This window comes from Streptomyces sp. NPDC049577, assembly GCF_040675635.1.
Lineage (GTDB): Bacteria > Actinomycetota > Actinomycetes > Streptomycetales > Streptomycetaceae > Streptomyces.
In genome coordinates this window covers 1-13,966 of the sequence record NZ_JBFAPH010000176.1, presented here as the reverse complement: position 1 = coordinate 13,966, position 13,966 = coordinate 1, and the positions used below count along the sequence as shown (strand labels likewise).

Sequence of the window (13,966 nt, the reverse complement as noted above, 5' to 3'; positions counted from 1 at the left end):
GCGGACGTGCTCGCGGGTGGGTGTCTCGTCGGCCTTCATGGTCAGTGACCGCTGCCCTTCCGGAAGATGCGGGCCGTCTCCGCGACGCGCCGGCCGAGGTGGACGGCGGTCTCGGTGTCCGACTTGGTGACCGCCTCCGCGCCCTGGTCGGCGTTGGCCTGGGCGCCGACGCCCAGGTGGATGCCGAGCCGGTTGAGGTCGTTCTCCGAGCCGGTGGAGGTGTTCCAGCCGGGCAGCAGGTCGAGGTTGACCCAGTGCATGCCGTGCTGGGCCGCGAGGACGGTGAGGTACTGCAGGGTGCTGAGCTTGTCGCCGTTCTTCGCGCCGGAGACGGTGAAGCCGGCGGCGAGCTTGTCGCGCCAGGCCCGCTCGGCCCAGCGCTTGGAGGTGGCCTCGGCGAACGTGTGGAACGCGGCCGAGGCGCCGCCCATGTAGGTGGGGGTGCCGAAGACGATGGCGTCGGCCGCGTCGAGTTCGCCCCACTGCTCGTCGGTGATGGTGTCCACCGCGATCAGCGCGGTGTCCGCACCCGCCTCGGCGGCGCCGCGGCGGACGCCCTCCGCGAGTACGACGTTGTGCCCGTAGCCCGAGTGGTAGGCGACGGCGACCAGTGGGGCGGTACTCATCGTGCTCTCTCCTGTTCGTCTTCGAACGGTTCAGGCCCGCGGGCGGGGGTTGAGCCAGAAGGCCAGCTCGGTCTCCAGCCGGTCCAGGTCGCGCTCGTGGCCGTGGGCGGCGATGTGGCCGTCGGGGCGCACGAGGTAGAAGCCCGGGCGCCGGCAGCCGGTGGCGGGCGCCGCGTCGGCGCGGCGCATCCGCAGCACGCGCACCCGGGGCCGCTGCCCGGCGATGTGCTCGATCTCCTCCAGCCAGGCCCCGTCGCCGGCCGGCGGGAGCACGGCCAGGGTCCACTGCGAGGGGTCGGCGGCGGGGCCCGAGATGCCGTACGAGACGGCGAGCCGCCGCGGGAAGACCGCCCCGACCTTCAGCCCGCCCGGAAGCCTGCGCTGCACGGCGCAGCCCGAGAAGCGCGAGGGTTCCTGTGTCTCGCGCACCGGGGTGTAGGCGAGGCGGCGGCCGGCCATGACGGGGGCGTAGAAGCGGGAGACGGCGCCGGTCCGGTCGAGCAGGCGGAAGGCCGTGTCCCGGGCGAGCACCCGTGCCTTGCCGCCGGCCATCCAGGCACGGGTCTGCACGTCGGTGTCGCGGACGATGCGCCGGGTGGCCTCGGCGCGCTCCTGGCCGTAGTCGAGCAGGATCGAGCTCGGGGACTCCCCGCGGATCACCGAGGCCAGCTTCCAGCTGAGGTTGTGGGCGTCCTGGAGGCCGTTGTTCATGCCCTGGCCGCCGGCCGGGCTGTGCACGTGGGCGGCGTCGCCCATGAGGAAGACGCGGCCGCGCTGGAAGTCGGTGGCGTGCCGGGCGTGGACCCGGAAGACCGTCTCCCAGACCGGCTCGGTGATGCGCACGCCGCGCGGGCCGCGCTCGTCGAGGAGCGCCTGCATCATCGAGGCGCTGACCTCCTGGCCGTTGCTGGGCATGACGGACAGGATGCGGAAGACGTCGTCCGGCATCGGCACGATGACGAGGGTGCCGGTGGGCGCCTGGTAGTAGAGGATCTCGTCGGGCGGCAGATAGCCCTCGACATGGGCGTCGACGAGCGCGAAGGCCATCTCGTAGGTGGAGCCCTCGAAGCCGATGCCGAGTTGTCCGCGCACCGCGCTGCCGGCGCCGTCGGCGCCGATGAGGAACGGGGTGCGGACCCGCTCGACGACGCCGTCGGCGTACTCCAGGATGGCGGTGACGCCGTCGGTGGAGTCGATGCGGCCGGAGTAGTCGACGTCGTCGACGGCCAGCAGCCGCACGCCCCGTTCGACCTTGCCGCCGAGGGCGTGCAGCCGCTCGGTCAGCAGCCGCTCCGTCTCGTACTGGGGCAGGTTGACGGGCGTCAGGTCGGCGGGGATGGCGAAGGAGGCCAGCGGCCGCCGGTTGGAGAAGTAGCTGAAGCCCTTGACGGGCACGGAGGCCGCGCGGAGGCCCTCGCCGACGCCGATGTCCTCCAGGATGTCCTGGGCCCGGGGCCACAGGGACAGCGCCTTGGGGACGTTCAACGGCTCGGCGGCCTTGTCGACGATGCGCACGCGGACACCGCGCCGCAGCAGTTCGCAGGCGGCCATCAGACCGGTGGGGCCGCCACCGATGATCAGTACGTCGTAGTCGGCGGGCGTCGCGCCCCGGCCCGGTGCCGCCGTCTTCGGCGTGTTCGCAGGTATCGCCACGTCGTTGCTCACCCCGTCGTTCTCGTTCGGTCCGTTCTCGGGTGCGGTGTCGCTCATGACGTCTGCTCGGTCTTCCCGGCCTTCTCGGCCTTCTCGGCCTTCTCGCGCAGGCGGCGGGCGAGCTCGATGCGCTGCACCTTCATGGTGGCCGTGCGCGGCAGCTCGGACAGCGACATCTGCACGGGCTCGGCCAGCTGCGGGTAGTCCTTGACCGCGCGGGCCCAGCGCTCGCGGTCCAGCGGCTTGTCGTCGCGGGTGCACACGACGGGCAGCGGCTCCTTGTTCGGCCCGGGCACCAGCACGATCTCGATGAGCTCCTCCAGGCGGCCCATCACCACGTCCTCGACCTCGAGGGTGGAGTCGATGCCCTCGATGACGTCGACCTCACGGTCGAGCAGGTGGAGGCAGCCGAACTTGGTGCGGTAGCCGACGTCACCGGTGCGCCACCACTTGCCGTTGACCTCCTTCTCATAGCGCTCGTGCTCCGCGAAGTAGGTGACGGCGCGTCCGTCGGTCTGCACCTCGATGAGGCCCGGGTTGGCCTTGGAGGGGCGCTTGCCGTTGCGGCTGACGAGCCGGAAGTGGGTCATGCCGGGGATGGCGAAGCCCAGGCAGCGGCCGTCGGCCTTGTGCACGTTGCTCGGCGTGTACCAGCGGCCGGCCAGCGGGCCGCACTCGCTCTGCCCGTAGAACTGGAAGAACAGGGGCGCGTTGCGGCGGGAGGCCTGGAGCAGCTTGCGCATGGTCGGCGGGTGGATGGCGTCGAAGGTGGAGCTGAAGTACTTCACGTTCGACAGGGGCTTGCGCGCGTCGTCGACCAGGTCCTCCCACTCCATGTAGGAGTTGGGGTGGGTCTCGATGAAGCCGGGCCGGGTGCGGGCAAAGACCTCGGCGACCTTGGCGGGCTCGGAGTCGTTGAGGATGACGATGGGCATGCCCTTGGGCAGCATGACGGCGAGCGCCAGGAACAGCCGCGAGTGGACGTAGGAGAGGTGGGCGGCGTACGTCTCGCGGGTGCGGATCAGGGACGCGAGCTTCTCCTGCGGGCGGAAGCGGCCGCGCAGGCTGGCGGCGGTGTGCACGACGAGCTTGGGCAGGCCGGTGGTGCCGGAGGTGTGGGTCATCACCGCCGGGTGGTCCTTGTGCAGCAGGACGGCCTCGCGGCGGGGGGCGCCGGCGAGGTCGGCCAGGGCGACGGCGCCGGGGCGGGCCGGGCCGGTGGTGATGACCTTCGCGGCGGCCTCGTCCAGCGGCATGTCGGCCAGCGAGCCGCTGAGCTTGCCCTCGTCGGTGAGCAGGTGCGGCTTGTGCAGCCGCTTGAGCAGGGCGGTGACGGTGTCGCCGTCGAGCGCCGGGGAGAGCAGCACGGGCACGGCGCCGATGCGGGCGGCGGCGCAGGCGAGGACGTAGATGTCGAAGTTGGACGCCTTGTGCACGGCGATGTGCTCGCTCGGGCGCACGCCCGCGGCCCACAGCCGGGCGGACATGTCGTCGACGTGCTCGGCGAGTTCGAGGTAGGTGAGCTGGCGGCCGGCGTCCGGCAGGACGTCCATGTCGTGGTCGAGCGTGATCAGCGAGTTGGGGTGCTCGGCGGCGGCCCGCTCGGGGATGACGCCCAGGTAGAGGCCCTCACGGGGAGCCGGTATGTGCAGCGGGGGGAAGGCGGGGAACGACGCGAGGGACGTGACAAGAGACATGGGCTTAGAGCTCCTCAGCATGAGCCGATGAAAGAACGATCGGGAGCGGCGGGATCAGCCGCGGTGGGCGTCGCGGAAGGAGACGACGCGCTGCTGGAGCAGCAGCGCCTCCTCGCCGGTGAGGGTCACTCCGAACGTGCCGCGCAGCACGTGGATCACCTCGTCGGGGGCGAGCTCGGTGCGCAGGGTGCGGCCGTCGGCGTAGGTGGCCACCAGCTCCTGGTTCTTGAGCGTGTGCCGCACCTGCTCGTCACCGCGCTGGGCGACCACCTTGCCGACGAAGGTCGAGCGCGGGTGGTGGGCGGTGTAGAAGTGGGCGGTCTCGAAGTCGCAGGGGTAGTGGCGCTCCAGGCGCATGGAGTAGACGTCGAACCAGCCGTCGGGGTGCAGGGAGCGCAGCACCCACTCGGCGGAGTCGCCCCCACCCGTCCCGCCCTCGTCGGTCTCGGCCTCCAGCCGCCAGGAGAAGTCGCCGACGGTCAGCTCGGCGCCGGCGGTGAAGGGGATCGGCTCGATCAGGCCCTCGTCGCCGAAGCCGACGTCGCACAGGTACTCCCGGCCCTCCGCCTCGACCACGAGGGCCGCGTGCGAGCGGTAGCGGATCTTGGCGCGGCCGCGCCGCACCCGGGCGAGGTGCCGCGTCAGGGTGAAGCCGAGGCGCTCCAGGACGGCGGCGAAGAGCAGGTTCTGCTCGAAGCAGTAGCCGCCGCGCCCGGCGCCGACGAGCTTGCGCTGGAGGCCGTCGACGTCGAGGGGCATCTCGCGGCCGAGCGCCACGTCGAGGTTCTCGAAGCAGATGGTGGACATGTGCGCGCGGTGCAGCAGGCGCAGCGTCCGGGCAGTGGCGGTCCGCGGGCCGTCGTAGCCGATCCGGTCGAAGTAGGCGGCCAGGTCGACGGCCTCGATGCCCCAGTCGGTGCCCTCGGCGCCCGGGGCGCCCTCCGCCGGTCGCGGTACCGCCGACAACGTCACGTTACCCATTGCTGGTTTACCTCTCCTTGAGTTGCCCGGTGCGGCCGGGGTCAGTCGGTCTGCGGCACGGGGTTGGGCATGGTGCCCGCCGTGCGGTTCGCCGCGGGCGGTGCGGGCGGGGGCGTGAGCGGCGTGTCGTCGCGGTCCGGGCGGCCGGCGGTGGAGCCGGCGGTGGGGCCGGTGGACTCGGCGGCCCGGCGGGCGGCCCGGCCGGCGAAGGCGACGAGGCCGATGCCGATGACGAAGACGGCCGCCAGCAGCAGCGCGAGGCCCGAGAGCTTGCCGAGGGCGAGCGGCACCTGGGCGCCCAGGCCCGAGCCGAGGTTGAGCACGAAGCCGTAGATGGCGATGCCGGTGGCGCGCGCCGCGGTGCCCGTGCCGTCGCCGATGCCCTGCACGATGGCCGGGCCGACGGTGGTGATGCCGATGACGAAGACGAAGAGCGTGACGCCGAGGCCGACGACGGAGCCGGTGGTCAGGGCCACGCCGATCATGCCGGCGGCCGAGACGGCGAGGGCGCCGATGAGCCGGCGCAGCGCCGGGATCCGGCCCAGCATCGGCGAGATGAGCACGGCCAGGACCATGGCGGGCAGGGCGCTGGCCCGCAGCGCCAGCATCGTGCCGTGGTCGTCGACGACCGCGGAGGGTCCGTAGAGCTGGACGCCGGTGTAGATCGCGGTCAGTCCGCCGACGACGGTGAGGGTGATCGTGTACAGCGGCCAGAGCCGGGCGGAGCGGTGGATGCCCGGGCCGGTGGGGGCGGGAGCCGCGCCGGTCGCGGCGCCCTCCGGGACGCGGACGATGCCGGGCAGCATGACCTTCCAGGTGGCGGCGGCCGCGAGGGCCAGCAGCGGGGCGCTGATGAGGAAGACGGCGCGCCAGCCGAGCGCGGAGTCGAAGAGCTGGGCCTCGACCTGGCCGATGACCACGGAGGCGCCGCTGGCGCAGTTGACGGTGGTCAGGGCCAGCGGCAGCCGGCGGGGGTCGACGCGCTCGGCGAGGTAGGCGTACGACATCGGGACGAACGAGCCGGCCAGGGCGCCCTGCAGGGCTCGCAGCGCGGCGCCGGAGGGGAGGTTTCCGGCCAGTGGCACGAGTGCGGTGGCGACGGCCATGCCGGCGATGCTGACGACCATGACGGCGCGGCGGCCGTAGCGGTTCGACAGCGGCCCGCTGACGAGCGATCCGCAGGCGTAGGCCACGGCGAACGCCGTGGTCGACCAGGCCGCGGTGGCCTCGGAGACGCCCCAGGCGGAGCCCAGCCGCGACATCAGTGGAATGGTCACGAACGTCTGGCCGACGACCAGGACGGCCACCACGGCCATGACCGTGACGGTGGCGCCGAATGGCGCCTGTTCGACGCGCCTTTTCGTGCTGACCTTCATGCGTCCACCGCTCCTTCGACGTCCGAACAGTGCTGCACATCCTCGGGGCGCGCGGAAGGGGTCGCCAACGGCGTTCGGGGCAGTGCGTCAGGTCGGCCCGGCATCGTCGAATCCCGGGGTTTCGGGGGTGTACCGGGGTCCATCGTGCGAGCCGGGCGAACCTGACAAAGGCCCGGGGTGAATCGCCGGTCGCACTTGCCGCCGGACTTACGCTCTGGCTACCGGATCTCCGAAACGTTGGGACAGGCGTATGCGGGTGATACCAAGTCAGTCGGTGGCACCGGACCGGCGGAGAGTTCGCTTCAACGTCCTCGGCTCCCTGGAATGCTGGCAGGACGACCAACGGGTACGGCTGGGCGGGCGCTTGCAGGAGCGCGTGCTGGTCACCCTGTTGCTGGAGGCGAACCGGGTCGTGCCGGTGGACCGCATCATCGCGGCCGCGTGGGACGCCGGTCCTCCGGCGACCGCGGTCCATCAAGTACGCAAGAGCATCGCGGACCTCCGCCGGCGGCTGCCCGGGGGGCCCGAGCTGATCCAGACCGACGGCCCCGGCTACCGGGTGGTGCTCGGCGAGGAGCAGCTGGACCTGTTGTGCTTCCAGCGTCATCTGCGCCTGGCACGCGAGGAGTTGGGCGGTGACCGGACGGCGGCCGCCGTGCGCGAGCTGCGCTCGGCGCTGGCGCTGTGGCGCGGCCGGCTGCTGGCCTGCGACGGCACGGACGTGCTGGAGGCCGCCGCGGCGGCGCTGGAGGAGCGGCGCCTGATGGCGACCGAGCAGCTGTGCGCGCTGCGGCTGGACCTCGGCGATGTGAGCGACCTCGTGGGCGATCTGCGGGAGCTCGTCGCCGCGCATCCGCTGCGCGAGACGCTGCGCGGCCAGCTCATGCGGGCGCTCTATCTTTCCGGGCGCCAGGCGGAAGCACTCACGGAATACGCGCGCGTGCGCGCGTATTTGTCCGAGGAACTCGGCGTGGATCCGAGCCGGGAACTCACGCGCATGCACGCCGACATTCTGTGCCAGAAGGTGGCCGTTTCCGGCTAGGCACGGGAGCCGGTACCCGGCCGGTATCGGAACGGTATCGGGACCGGCGATTCTTTGAATGTCGCACCGGACGGGGCCCGGGAAATCCCGGGAAAGCCGGTGCGAAGACTGAAAGGGGGAACCGGCATGATCAAGCTGGTGCTGATTTCGGGAAGTCTGCGCCGTGGCTCGCTGAATTCGGCGGCGCTACGGGCGGTACGCCGAATCATCGAGGACATGCCGGTGGACGTCGAGGTGGTCTCCCTGCCGATCGGGCGGATCCCGTTCTACGACGGGGACGTCGAGGAGGCCGGGATGACGGCGGCGGTGGAGGCGGCGCGAGCCCTGGTCGCGGACGCCGACGCACTGGTCATCAGTACGCCGTCGTACAACGGCGCGGTCTCCGGAGTGCTGAAGAACGCGCTGGACTGGCTGTCCCGTCCGTACGGCGCGAGTCCGCTGACGGACAAGGCGGTCGCGGTGCTGAGCGCCTCCCCGGGCGGCCGCGGCGCGGTCGACGCCCAGCCGGCGCTGCTGACGGTGCTGCGGACCTGCGGGGCCTTCGTGGTCGAGCATCCGCCCGTCGCGATCGGCCAGGCGGACCAACGCCTCGACCGGCACGGCGAGATGACCGATCCGGAGATCCTCGACGCCCTGCGCGGGCTGGTGGGCGCCACCCTCACGGCGGCGACCCGGCCGGCGCGCGGCGGCGGCCGGAGGTCCCCGCTCTCGGAGCGGCTGCGCACCGTGTCCGTCTGATCCCCCCCATGAGCTCCGGCCGGCGGCCCTCGTGGCCGACCGGTCGGTGACCGAAAACCGTCGTCGAGTGAGGAAGGAGGTGTCGTCATGATCCGCAAGCCGGTTCGCCGGGGCATCAGCTCCGCCAAGTCCGTCAGCTGACCATGACCGCCGACGCGGTCCGCCGAGTGCGGAAGGGAGGTGTACGCCATGATCCGCAAGCCGGTTCGCCGGGGCATCAGCTCCGCCAAGAGCGTCAACTGAGACGCGCATTGATGCGGTGGTGAGCACGGTCCGGCCGTGCTCACCACCGCATAGCCGCTTCCACGAAGCGGAACCCCCCGTACCTGCCTCATCTGCCGTGGGCCGGCCCTCCTCTCATCGGCCGGCCGTCCCCTGCCACCGGCGCGCGGCCGTGTGACGATTCAAGGAGAGCGAGAAGTGGAGCTGACCGACCGCGTCGCGCGGATCACGCACATACCCGGCGCCGGACTCCTGGCGGCCGACGTGACCGGACGCATCCATCTGCTGGACGAGGAACTGCGCCTGCTGCGGTCCTCGCCCGCCCCCACCGGCACCATCCTCGCCGGGCACGCCCCGGTCTACACGATCGCCGCCGCCGGCGACTGGATCGTGGGCAAGGACAAGCTCGGCACCCTGCTGCGCTGGCGGCTGGACACCCTGGACCTGGTGGACGTCCTGGACGCCCACTACACCTGCGACCGTTCCCTGCTGATGGAGAACGAGGAGCCGTCCCCGCAGATGAGCCGCGGCATCCTCGTGCACGAGGGCCGGGTGTACGTCAACAACGGCTACCGGCAGGTGGTCGTGCTGGACCTGGAGACCTTCGAGGTCGAGCGCATCGAGCCGTCCTTCGCCGACGACGTCGCCATGGAGTGGCTGTGCACCGACCACCCCGAGGTCGACGTGGTCTCCGACAAGTCGGGGCGGATCTTCCTGGGTGACCTGGCGGCGCTGGACTTCCCGAACGTGGTGAAGGTCGACGGCGGCAACATCCACCGGATCTGCTACGACCCGCTGCACGACCGCTTCTGGGCGACCCAGGACGACGGCGTCGACGAGAACGACTGCATCGCCAACGGCGTGCTCACCCTCGACGCGCGCGGCAAGGTCCTGGACCAGCTGCTGCTGGCCCGCGACGACGTGGAGTTCCTGGCCTTCTCCCCCGACCACCGCACGGTCTACGTCGGCGGTTTCGACGGCGTCCTGCACGTGCTGGACAACAGCACGCCCCAGCTGCGGGTGGACCACACGGTCTCCGGCTTCACGCACCAGCTCACCGACTTCGCCGTCGGCACCGACGGTTCGGTCTTCACCCTCACCCAGGACGGCGACCTGCGCAAGCTCTCCGCCGACGGCCGCACCCTGCTGGCCCGCGCCGCCTTCCGCCCGCAGTGCGCCTGGGACATCCAGCCGTCCGTGGACGACCCGGCCGAACTGTTCGTCGCCGCCGACGACGGCGTGGCCGTGGTGAGCGTCGTCGCCGACCGGCGCGGCGAGCCGCAGGTGCGGCTGCTCGACCACGTCCGCACCGGGTTCGGCTTCACCCGCCGCGTCGTGCCGCTGCCCGGCGGCTGGGCCGGCGTCAGCCGCGACCGCTGGGTGTGGCGCTCGGACCGGGCCGGCAACGTGCTGTGGAAGCACCGGCTGGAGGCGCTCACGCACACGCTGGCCGGCTCGGCCGGGCACGAGCGGCTGCTGGCCGCGGCCAACGACGGCGTGACCGAGCTCGACGCGGCCACCGGCGAGGTGCTGGGCCGGCTGGACATCGGCGACGCCTCCGCCTGGGCGGCCTGCTACCTGCCCACCGGCGAGCGCGCCGTGGCCTCCAGCGACGGTGTGATCACCCTGTTCGCGGCCGGCACGGACGAGGTGCTGTGGCGGCTGGAGACCGACGAGTACCCCAAGCGCATGTGGGCCACCGCGGACAGCCTGATCGTCACCGGGCAGCAGGGCGTCAAGGAGATCTCCCTGGCCACCCGCGAGATCACCGGCCGCTGGACCGAGCTGCTGGACAACACCGTCGAGAACGGCGCGCTGCTCGGCGACCGGGTCTACGCCGTCTCCTACGGCGTGCAGATCGGGGTGTACGAGCGGGAGTCCGGCGAGCTGCTGGCCCTGGCCGAGGACCTGCCGGACTTCGTCAAGGCCGTCGCCGCGGTGCCCTACGGGACCGACGGCGCGCACGCCCTGCTGGCCGGCGGGCGCGGCGGCTTCCTGAGCCTGTACCGCATCGCGGAGCCGGCCGGGGGCGGCACGGCCGCCCGGGAGGCGCCGGCCAAGGACGCCGCGCCGCTGGTCAAGGTGCGCGACGCGTTCCTGCCGAGGTGAGTGCGCGATGAGCGAACCCGCCCCGGCCGCGGCACCGGCCCCCTCGCCCTGGCGTGACCGCCGCTTCCGCGTCTTCGCGACCGGCAACGTCGTCAACAACATCGGCGAGGCGGTCTACGCCGTCGCGCTGCCCCTCTTCGTCTACGAGCGCACCGGCTCGCTCACCGTGATGTCGCTGCTGGCCGCGCTCACCCCGGCCACGCTCCTGATCGCCCCGGTGCTCGGCGCCCTCGTCGACCGCTACGGCTCACGGGTGCTGGTGGTGCCCGGTCTGCTCGTGCAGGCCGTGGCCGCCACCGCGCTCAATCTGACCGGGCTGGCGGAACACGCCCCGGTGTGGCCGCTGTTCGTCTTCGGGGCACTGGTCCAGCTAGGTGGCGCGGCCTACCGGGCCGGCTGGATGACGGGCGTGGCCCATATGTTCCCCGACAACCCCGTCCGCTCCCGGGGCAGCCTCGGGAGCCTGTACGTCATCACCAACGTGGTCGGCCCGCTGCTGGTCAGCCTCGCCCTGATCTGGGTGGACTACGACGTGCTGCTGTGGCTGAACGTGCTCACCTTCCTGGCGCCGATCGCCGTATGGCTGATGGGCGTACATCCGCCGCGGGTGACCAGGAAGCGGGAGGGCACGCTCGTGGGCAGCCTGGCCGAGGGCTGGTCGGTGCTGCGTACCCGGCCGGTGATCTTCCACGCGATCCTGGTGTACGTGCCGATGCTGCTGGTCGGCACGACGGGCACCCTCACGCTCTCGCAGTTCCGGCTCCAGCACGAGTTCGCGCTGACGGCCCAGCAGGTCGGCTACGTGCTGGTGGCCGTGCGGGTCGTCGGGGTCCTGGGCACGGTGCTGGTCTCAGAGCGCAAGACGTTCCCGTTCCGCGCCGTGGTCCTGATCGGGACGCTGGGCATGGGCGGCTGCCTGCTGCTGATGTCGGCCGGCTCGCTGCCGCTGTTCATCGGCGCGATGGTGGCCTTCTTCGGCTTCCAGAGCGCGCTGAGCGTCGCCAGCGACCTGATGACCATCAAGTTCCTGCCCGCCGACGCCCTGGGACGGGCCGGCGGCATCGTCGGCCTGCTGATGGGCCTGCCCGTGCTGGCGGGGCCCCTGGTCGTTCCCGCGCTCGCGGCGGGCATCGGAAGCGCCGCGACGTTTCTCACTTTCGGACTGGTGCAGCTCGCGGGGCTCCTCTGGCTCCGGCGCACCTGGCACGCGTGGTCTCCCGCGGCGGAGGCCCGGACATCGGAGGTTGCCGTATGAAGCTTTTGTCCTCGAACACCGGACGGGCCGAGACCGGCTTCCGGGCACGGATCCGCAGCGAGGTCCGCATTCCGCTGCACCTCGGCGACGGGCCCGCGCTGGATGCCACCGTGACCACCTTCGACGGACTGCCGGACGGGCTGGAACACCTGGCCGTCCACTTTCCGGACGCGAAGCAGCACACCGACGACGGCACGCCGCTGGTGCGGCTGCACTCGGAGTGCATGACCGGCGACGTCTTCGGCTCGGCGCGGTGCGACTGCGGTCCGCAGCTGCACGAGGCGCTGCGCCAGGTCGCCGCGGTCGGCGGCTGCCTGCTGTACCTGCGGCAGGAGGGCCGCGGCATCGGCCTGTACAACAAGCTGGACGCCTACCGGCTGCAGGACACCGGGCTCGACACCTACGCCGCCAACCGCGCCCTGGGGCTCGGCGACGACCTGCGCGACTACACCAGCGCCGCGCACATGCTGCGCGCGCTCGGCCACGACGAGATCGACCTGCTGACGAACAACCCGGACAAGCACGCCCAGTTGACCGTGCACGGCATCTCGGTGCGCCGGGTCATCCCCACGGGCGTCTTCGCCAACCGTCACAACCTGCACTACCTCACCGCGAAGGTCACCCGCACCTCGCACACCATCGACCTCGAAGGAGCCCTGCGTTGATCCGCCACCACGGCCCCATCAGCGGCATCGCCGCGTTCGGCGGCTCGCACGTCGCGACGGCCGGCTACGACAACCAGCTGATCCTCTGGGACGCCTCGGACGGCAAGCCGCTGGCCCGGGCCACGCACGACCACCTCGCCAACCAGGTGTCCTTCAGCCCGGACGGCCGGTACGTGCTGAGCTCCTCCAGCGACTACACGGCGCGCCTGTGGACCGTGCCGGACCTGAAACTGACGGCCGTCTTCTCCGACCAGGGCGACGACGTGGAGATGTCGGTCTTCCACCCCTCCCGGGAGCTGGTCGCCACCGCCTCCCGCGACTGCCTGGTCCGCGTCTACGACTTCACCGGCACCCTGCTCGCGCGCTTCACCGGGCACACCGCCGACGTCATCTCCGTGGAGTGGCTGGGCGATTCGGACGAGCTGCTGTCCTCCAGCGACGACGGCACCGTCAAGCGCTGGTCGCTGACCGCCGGCGGGCTGGTCGGCGAGATCGACATGGCGGGCGTGGAGACCGACACCATCGCCATCACCCGCGAGGGCGTGGTCTTCGCCGGCAACGACGACGGCGAGATCATCCGCATCGAGGGCGAAACGACCCGGACCTTCCCGGCGCACGAGGCGGGCATCAAGCGCCTCGTCTACCACGGCGACTCGGGCGCGCTGGTCAGCCTGAGCTACGACCGCACGGTGCGGATCTGGAACACCGCGGGCGGGCTGACGCTGACGTCCTCGTCGAACTTCCCCGCCGAGATCTGGGCCCGCTCCTGCGCGTTCCTCGACGACCGGACCCTGGTCTTCGCCACCTTCGGCTCCACCTACGCCACGTACGACATCGAGCGCGACGCGTGGGACCTGTCGGGCATCGAGGGCACGGGCTGTGTGAACGCCGTGACGACGGTCGACGGGCGCCGCCTGACCATCGGCGACGCGGGCGTGCTGCACGAGGACGGCCGGCCGGTCGCCGAGGTCGGCAGCCTGTGCAACTTCGTGGTGAAGGCGGGCGGCCTGGTGCTGTCCGGCGGCCAGCTGGGCCGGGTCTTCGACGCGGAGACCGGCGAGGTGCTGCACCAGCACCGCTCACCGCTGAACTGCGCGGCGGTCTTCGAGAAGGACGGTCTGCCGCACGTGGTCGTCGGCGCCTACACCGGCGAGGGCCTGGTCTTCTCCGTCGGCCCCGACCGCACGCTGCGGCACGTCACCACGCTCCAGCTGGCCGCGGGCGCGGTCAAGGGCGTGGCGGCCGGCGGCGGCACCATCTTCGCGGTCTGCGCCGGCGCCTCCGCCAACTGGTTCTCCATCGACACCTTCGAGCCGACGGCACGGATCGAGGAGGCCCACGACAAGATCGCCAACGGCTGCGCGGCGCTGCCGGACGGCGCCTTCACGAGCGTCAGCCGCGACCTGAAGCTGCGGATCTGGGAGGCGGACGGCGGCGTGCGCGTCGTGGACACGCCGCACGACCACTCCATCAAGTGCGTCGCAGCCTCCACGGACGGCCGCTGGATCGCCAGCGGCTCCTACTCCGGCCTGGTGGCCGTCTACGTCCGGCCCAGCACCAGCACCGACGTCATCGGCTGCGAACCGGGCGGGGCCGTGAAGA

At 71.9% G+C, this 13,966-nt stretch carries 11 protein-coding genes; 6 read left to right on the top strand and 5 right to left on the bottom strand.

All coding sequences use genetic code 11. The annotated features are described in order from the left end of the window. Positions 1–41 precede the first annotated feature (41 nt). Genes AB0K09_RS20170 through AB0K09_RS20150 form a run of 5 tightly spaced genes read right to left on the bottom strand, consistent with a single transcriptional unit; the run spans position 42 to position 6,333 of the window. A complete protein-coding gene (locus tag AB0K09_RS20170) occupies positions 42–626 on the bottom strand; it encodes a flavodoxin family protein (RefSeq protein ID WP_366066746.1) in 585 nt (194 codons plus the stop codon). Between the two features lie 30 nt (positions 627–656). Further along, entirely contained in the window at positions 657–2,336 is a 1,680-nt protein-coding gene (locus AB0K09_RS20165; RefSeq protein WP_366066745.1) for an FAD-dependent monooxygenase, read from the bottom strand. Then, a complete protein-coding gene (locus AB0K09_RS20160) occupies positions 2,333–3,976 on the bottom strand; it encodes an AMP-binding protein (RefSeq protein WP_366066744.1) in 1,644 nt (547 codons plus the stop codon). The genes AB0K09_RS20165 and AB0K09_RS20160 overlap by 4 nt, the downstream gene beginning before the upstream one ends. Positions 3,977–4,030: 54 nt before the next feature. Then, complete coding sequence (locus AB0K09_RS20155; RefSeq protein ID WP_366066743.1) at positions 4,031–4,957, bottom strand: arylamine N-acetyltransferase; 927 nt, start codon at positions 4,955–4,957, stop codon at positions 4,031–4,033. Between the two features lie 41 nt (positions 4,958–4,998). After that, positions 4,999–6,333, bottom strand: a complete 1,335-nt coding sequence (locus tag AB0K09_RS20150) for an MFS transporter (RefSeq protein ID WP_366066742.1) — start codon at positions 6,331–6,333, stop codon at positions 4,999–5,001. Positions 6,334–6,607: 274 nt separating this feature from the next. Between AB0K09_RS20150 and AB0K09_RS20145 the strand changes: the two genes are divergently transcribed. From AB0K09_RS20145 to AB0K09_RS20120, 6 genes are all read left to right on the top strand, one after another. After that, positions 6,608–7,375 carry an AfsR/SARP family transcriptional regulator gene (locus AB0K09_RS20145; RefSeq protein ID WP_366066741.1) on the top strand — a complete coding sequence of 256 codons (768 nt, stop codon included), beginning with the start codon at positions 6,608–6,610 and terminating at the stop codon, positions 7,373–7,375. A gap of 126 nt (positions 7,376–7,501) precedes the next feature. Continuing rightward, a complete protein-coding gene (locus tag AB0K09_RS20140; protein ID WP_366066740.1) occupies positions 7,502–8,113 on the top strand; it encodes an NAD(P)H-dependent oxidoreductase in 612 nt (203 codons plus the stop codon). A 420-nt stretch (positions 8,114–8,533) separates the two neighbouring features. Further along, complete coding sequence (locus AB0K09_RS20135; RefSeq protein WP_366066739.1) at positions 8,534–10,444, top strand: PQQ-binding-like beta-propeller repeat protein; 1,911 nt, start codon at positions 8,534–8,536, stop codon at positions 10,442–10,444. 7 nt (positions 10,445–10,451) lie between these two features. After that, positions 10,452–11,699, top strand: coding sequence for an MFS transporter (locus AB0K09_RS20130; protein ID WP_366066738.1), 1,248 nt, complete (start codon positions 10,452–10,454; stop codon positions 11,697–11,699). Continuing rightward, a complete protein-coding gene (gene ribA, locus AB0K09_RS20125) occupies positions 11,696–12,364 on the top strand; it encodes a GTP cyclohydrolase II (RefSeq protein ID WP_366066737.1) in 669 nt (222 codons plus the stop codon). Before AB0K09_RS20130 ends, ribA begins: the two co-directional genes overlap by 4 nt. After that, positions 12,361–13,966 (top strand): WD40 repeat domain-containing protein (locus tag AB0K09_RS20120; RefSeq protein WP_366066736.1); only part of this gene is annotated, 1,606 nt, incomplete at its 3' end. The genes ribA and AB0K09_RS20120, both read left to right, overlap by 4 nt.

What these genes read in the sequence shown, in the direction of transcription:
- AB0K09_RS20130 (WP_366066738.1), top strand. Translation starts at nt 10,452, where the DNA reads ATGAGCGAACCCGCCCCGGCCGCGGCACCGGCCCCCTCGCCCTGGCGT.
- AB0K09_RS20165 (WP_366066745.1), bottom strand. Translation starts at nt 2,336, where the DNA reads ATGAGCGACACCGCACCCGAGAACGGACCGAACGAGAACGACGGGGTG.
- ribA (WP_366066737.1), top strand. Translation starts at nt 11,696, where the DNA reads ATGAAGCTTTTGTCCTCGAACACCGGACGGGCCGAGACCGGCTTCCGG.
- AB0K09_RS20155 (WP_366066743.1), bottom strand. Translation starts at nt 4,957, where the DNA reads ATGGGTAACGTGACGTTGTCGGCGGTACCGCGACCGGCGGAGGGCGCC.
- AB0K09_RS20160 (WP_366066744.1), bottom strand. Translation starts at nt 3,976, where the DNA reads ATGTCTCTTGTCACGTCCCTCGCGTCGTTCCCCGCCTTCCCCCCGCTG.
- AB0K09_RS20170 (WP_366066746.1), bottom strand. Translation starts at nt 626, where the DNA reads ATGAGTACCGCCCCACTGGTCGCCGTCGCCTACCACTCGGGCTACGGG.
- AB0K09_RS20140 (WP_366066740.1), top strand. Translation starts at nt 7,502, where the DNA reads ATGATCAAGCTGGTGCTGATTTCGGGAAGTCTGCGCCGTGGCTCGCTG.
- AB0K09_RS20150 (WP_366066742.1), bottom strand. Translation starts at nt 6,333, where the DNA reads ATGAAGGTCAGCACGAAAAGGCGCGTCGAACAGGCGCCATTCGGCGCC.